Annotated in this window: 1 pseudogene; it reads right to left on the bottom strand. The window is 61.6% G+C overall.

Annotated elements, in window-relative coordinates:
- A pseudogene (locus EP376_RS23150) lies at positions 1–233 on the bottom strand (hypothetical protein); the annotation flags it as partial.
- Positions 234–323: the final 90 nt, after the last annotated feature.

Genomic DNA, 323 nt, shown 5'->3' with positions numbered 1-323 from the left:
ATGACGCGGGCCAACCGGCAGGGGCCGGGGGCGGCACGAGTGCCGAGTTCACCGAATTGCGCCTTGCCCAGATGCGCGGACTGGCGCGGTTCATCCTGGATTCTGCTGACGAGATTGATCTGCTCCTGCGCCGCCGTCGTGACGCGATGCAGCTGATCGATCCTCAGCGCGTCGCACCATTCCGTTCCGTACGAGACCTTGACCGCGAAATCCTCCGATCCGGCGAGACCCATCTCAGCTCTTCCACTCAAGTTCGTCTGGTAGAGAGTCGACCCTGTATCACCTGAGGGTCGATTTTCGATTTCGGGCCGAATGTCTAGGGC

It is taken from the genome of Alexandriicola marinus (assembly GCF_004000435.1).
GTDB lineage: Bacteria > Pseudomonadota > Alphaproteobacteria > Rhodobacterales > Rhodobacteraceae > Alexandriicola > Alexandriicola marinus.
This window is presented reverse-complemented; position numbering and strand designations above follow the sequence as displayed.